This window comes from Sphingomonas sp. (assembly GCF_048594985.1).
Lineage (GTDB): Bacteria > Pseudomonadota > Alphaproteobacteria > Sphingomonadales > Sphingomonadaceae > Sphingomonas_I.
Genome location: NZ_JBMDXG010000265.1, coordinates 1 through 3,810, shown reverse-complemented (window position 1 = coordinate 3,810; position 3,810 = coordinate 1). Strand labels below are relative to the sequence as shown.

The following is a 3,810-nucleotide window of genomic DNA, read 5'->3' as shown; positions in this document are numbered from 1 at the left end:
CCCATCGCATCGCGGATGCGCGGCGCCGATTTCTCCGGCGCGAGCCGCTGGAGCCCGCGTTGCGTGGGAAGCTCGACATTGATCGACAGCCGATCGGCGTAAAGCCCGGCGCGATGGATCAATTCGGGATCGGCATCCGGGATCGTCTTGAGGTGGATATAACCGCGAAAGTCATGATCCTCACGCAGGCTGCGCGCGACCTCGACAATCCGCTCCATCGTGTAGTCCGATGATCGGATAATCCCCGACGAAAGAAACAGCCCCTCGATGTAATTGCGGCGGTAGAAAGCGAGCGTAAGTTTCACCACCTCCTCGACCGTGAAACTCGCCCGTCGAACGTTCGAACTTTTTCGGTTGATGCAATAATGACAATCGAAAATGCAGCTATTGGTCAGCAGGATTTTGAGGAGGCTGATGCAACGCCCGTCGGGCGCATAAGCGTGGCAGATGCCCATTCCCTCGGTCGAACCGATTCCCTTTCCATCGCGAGAATTACGCTTGGCGGTGCCCGAAGAGGCGCAGGAAGCATCATATTTGGCCGCATCGGCGAGGATTGCCAGCTTTTCGCGCGTATCGAGCCGTGCCATATGTTCGTTATATGTTCCATCGGGCGAAGCGGCAAGCCCATTGTCACCGTACGAGGCCGAAGCCGACGAGCAGGACTATGAACGTCAGATAGAAGAGTGCCATCGCGGCGAGCAGGCGGCGCGAGGCAATACCGCGCCGAAACGCCATGATCATGACGAGGATCGCGACCGCCGTGGTCCCTGCGGCCAGCAGTAGCGGCTCATCGAGATGCCAAGGCGTCCAGAACAGCGCAAAGGCGGTGGGGACGGTCGTCTGGATCATCATCGCGCCGGAGATGTTGGCCAGCGCCAGCCGATGCTTGCCCTGCCGGATCCAGATGATCGCGTTCATCGTCTCGGGCAGCTCGGTCGCGATCGGGCTGAGCAGCAGCGCGACGAGTTCGGGCCGGACGCCGAGCAGGGGGGTGAGCAGGCCGAGCTGGTCCACAAACAAGCGCGAAGCGACGAAGATGGCGGTCAAGGCGAGCCCGGTCTGGATCAGGATGGTGGCGAGGGGGGGCGTCGCGTGGCTGCGCGCGAGCAGCAGCGGCTCCGGCGCGCCGTCCATTTCACGGCCGCTCGCCATCTCCTTGCGGAGGTAAAGCCCATAAGCAGCGAGGAAAATCAGGCCGAGCCACGGCTTCCAGCGGAAAAGAACAAGGCCCAGCGCGATCTTCACCACGAACAGTCCGAGAAACCATCCTTGATCGCGCGCAAGCTGCCTGAAATCCTCGCGCGTCGCGGCTGTAGCCTCGAGCCGGCGGCCAAAGGCCAGCATCCCTAGTCCGACGGTCGCATAGCCGATTGTCGCCAGCGCCAGCGGCCCGCCCAATGCCGCGCCGACCCCCAACGCCTTGGCATGGACGGTGCCGCCAAAGGCCACGGCCACAAGCGTCACGACGCTTTCGGGCAGCGCAGTGCCGAACGCCGCGAGTACCGAGCCCGTCGCTTTCTGGCCGACCGACAGCCGGACACCCAGCCATTCGACCCCATTCACGAACAGCTCGCACGCAAGATAGATGACCAGCGCGGCGGCAAGCAGCAGGATTACGGATTGGAGCAGGGTAGGCATGGTCGGACATCCGGGCCGGAACGGCGAGCATGAACCGGCCGCGCGCCGGCCTGGCCGCGCTGCCGATCCATGGTCTCGCCAGGCCTGATGCTGCACCCGCCACGGACAAGCCGAGCATGTTGACGGGCACCCCGCAACGCGCGGGCGGCTACTCCCCAAGGAAGGCCCGGGCGTCTGGCAGCGGGTTGGACTGGAGTCAAGATTTCGGAGCCGATCGCCAATCGGGACCGGTAAAATCACGTCAACGGGCGCGCTTCTGAGACAAAAGGCAGGTCGGCAACATCTTGGCGGCGGCAGCGCGGCGCCATCTGACCGCCTGGTCCTGCCGGCGGGGTGCTCAGGAGCAAACGCGATCGCTCAAAATCCAGTTCATCTTGATAATATATATTATGTAAAATCCTGCTGATCAGAGCTGGAGGAAGCTGACCACTGCCCACAGCACGGCAATCATCCCGATCCAGATGAGCATCAGCTGGATCGTGTCCTGCGGCGCGACATCGCGCGACCAGAAGCGTCGGCCGACCAGGATCAGCATCATAGCGATGGCGACCATCGGCAGCAGGATGTCGGTTGTCATGACAGGCTGATTTCCAGCCCGTCATAACCCGGCTCGACCCCAGCCGGCAGTTCCTCGACCAGTGTGCGATAATCCATGGATTGGTCCATATGCGTCAGCACCGCGCGCTTCGGCCGCAGCCGTTCGATCGCCGCCAATGTGGTCGCCAGATCGGCATGCGTCGGATGCGGCTTGCGCCGAAGCGCGTCCACGATCCAGACATCGAGACCTTCGAACAGGTCATTCATTTCCGTCGTGAAGCGATTGAAATCCGTGGAATATCCGACCGATGAACGGCCGACGTCGAACCGGAAGCCGGCAGATGTGATTCCGCCGTGTGGCTGGTCGACACAGCGCACGCGGATATCGCCGATCTGGATCTCGTCGGGCAGTTCCAGGGCAAGCGCGGTCGGCGGATAATCGCCCCGTCCATGGAAGGCATAGCGGAACCTTCGCTCTAGCGATTCCAGGGTACGCGGCCGCGCGTAACAGGGGACCGGCCGCCCAGCGAGATGAAAGACCTGACGAAGATCGTCGAGCCCATGCGTATGGTCGGCATGCTCATGCGTCCACAGCACGGCATCGAGCGCCCCCACGTTCGCCGCGAGCATCTGCTGGCGCATATCGGGGCCCGTATCGACCAGGATCGTTGTCGTTGCGCTGCGTACGAGGATGGATGCGCGTGTGCGGGAATTGCGCGGCTCGCCCGGATCGCATTCGCCCCAATCCCCGCCGATCCGCGGCACCCCCGACGACGTGCCGCAGCCGAGGACCGTTACCCTCACGCGCGTACCTTCGTAAACAGCGCGAGGAAATTGGCGGCGGTGCGATCCTGAAGCGTTTCGATATCCTCGCCCCGCAGGCCGGCGATGAACGCGGCGGTGTCGGCCACGAAGGCGGGCTCGCCGGTCTTTCCCCGATGCGGCACAGGCGCCAGGAACGGCGCGTCGGTCTCGATCAATAGGCGATCCGCGGGAATGGTCTTGGCCGTCGCCTGCAAGTCATTGGCGTTCTTGAATGTCACGATCCCCGCGATCGAAATGCTGAGCCCCAGCTCCAGCATGCGATCGGCAAAGCCCTGGCTGGCGGTGAAGCAGTGGATCAGCGCGGGAAAGCCCCCCCTCCCCATCTCCTCCGCCAGGATCGCGGCCGTGTCGTCCTCGGCGGAGCGGGTGTGGATGATGAGCGGCAGCCCAGTCTCGCGCGATGCCGCAATGTGCGCGCGGAAACTCGCTTGCTGGCGCGCGCGGTCGCTATGATCGTAATGATAATCGAGCCCGGTCTCCCCGATACCGACCACCTTGGGGTGGCTGGCCGCGTCGACCAGCCGCGTCGTGTCGATGTCGGGATGCGCGTCGGCCTCGTGCGGGTGGATGCCGACCGACGCCCACACGTCAGGCTCGCGGTCGGCCGTAGCGATCACATCGTCCCATTCGCGCGCGCGGGTGGAAATATTCAGCATGCCGGTGACACCGCGCGCCCGCGCACGATCGAGCACCGCCGCCTGGTCCTCGACCAGGCCCCTATAATTGAGATGGCAGTGACTATCGATCAGCATCAGGCCGGCTCCACCCAGCGCGGGAAAACGCCCTGCGGCGGCGGAAGCTGCGTGCCCG

General features: G+C 63.8%; 5 protein-coding genes. All 5 read right to left on the bottom strand.

Annotation, left to right across the window (positions count from 1 at the left end):
* Positions 1-587 (bottom strand): radical SAM protein (locus tag ACOJSF_RS10635; RefSeq protein ID WP_420142176.1); only part of this gene is annotated, 587 nt, incomplete at its 3' end.
* A 43-nt stretch (positions 588-630) separates the two neighbouring features.
* Positions 631-1,638, bottom strand: a complete 1,008-nt coding sequence (locus ACOJSF_RS10630; RefSeq protein ID WP_420142175.1) for a sodium:calcium antiporter — start codon at positions 1,636-1,638, stop codon at positions 631-633.
* A gap of 406 nt (positions 1,639-2,044) precedes the next feature.
* Positions 2,045-2,215: a hypothetical protein gene (locus ACOJSF_RS10625; protein WP_420142174.1), complete on the bottom strand. Its 171-nt coding sequence runs from the start codon at positions 2,213-2,215 to the stop codon at positions 2,045-2,047.
* Positions 2,212-2,979, bottom strand: a complete 768-nt coding sequence (locus ACOJSF_RS10620) for an MBL fold metallo-hydrolase (protein ID WP_420142173.1) — start codon at positions 2,977-2,979, stop codon at positions 2,212-2,214. The genes ACOJSF_RS10625 and ACOJSF_RS10620 overlap by 4 nt, the downstream gene beginning before the upstream one ends.
* Entirely contained in the window at positions 2,976-3,752 is a 777-nt protein-coding gene (locus tag ACOJSF_RS10615) for a TatD family hydrolase (protein ID WP_420142177.1), read from the bottom strand. Before ACOJSF_RS10615 ends, ACOJSF_RS10620 begins: the two co-directional genes overlap by 4 nt.
* Positions 3,753-3,810 lie beyond the last annotated feature (58 nt).